We start from the raw sequence: 411 nt of genomic DNA, 5'->3' as shown, positions 1-411 counted from the left end.
AAAAATATATAACTATGACTATTAAAGACGAAAAAACATATAATGAAATTGAAGAGCGAATGGAGGCTCTGCTTGCAAAGGGCACCCAATTGGGCGGCATGGACTTTCTCAGCGAAGTAGAAAAGGAAGAATTAAAGGTCCTCAGCGAAGCTGCTTACGATTGGGAATGCGAAGTTGATCCCCATCCATGGCGAGTTAAGCCTTCACTCATAGCTGCCATCAAAGTTGCTTTTCGCCAAAAAGGCTACAAGCAAAAGGAGGCTGCAAAAGCTATAGGCGTGTCAACAACCGCATTAAGTGATATTCTCCATGGACGTCGTGCAATTAATTTTGATGTTGCAAGAAACATATACCACAACCTCGGCGTTCCTGCCAATGTTGTATTGGGATAGTTTAATGGTGAATGTTGAG

At 42.3% G+C, this 411-nt stretch carries 1 protein-coding gene; it reads left to right on the top strand.

Translation table 11 applies throughout. The features are described from left to right. The coding region (locus KSW37_RS15850) for a helix-turn-helix domain-containing protein (RefSeq protein WP_217315407.1) at positions 1 to 392 on the top strand (392 nt) is incomplete at its 5' end. Positions 393 to 411 lie beyond the last annotated feature (19 nt).

Origin of the sequence: Segatella copri, from assembly GCF_019127135.1 — a bacterium.
GTDB lineage: Bacteria > Bacteroidota > Bacteroidia > Bacteroidales > Bacteroidaceae > Prevotella.
Note: the sequence above shows the minus strand (reverse complement) of the source record. Positions and strands in the feature narration are given on the sequence as shown.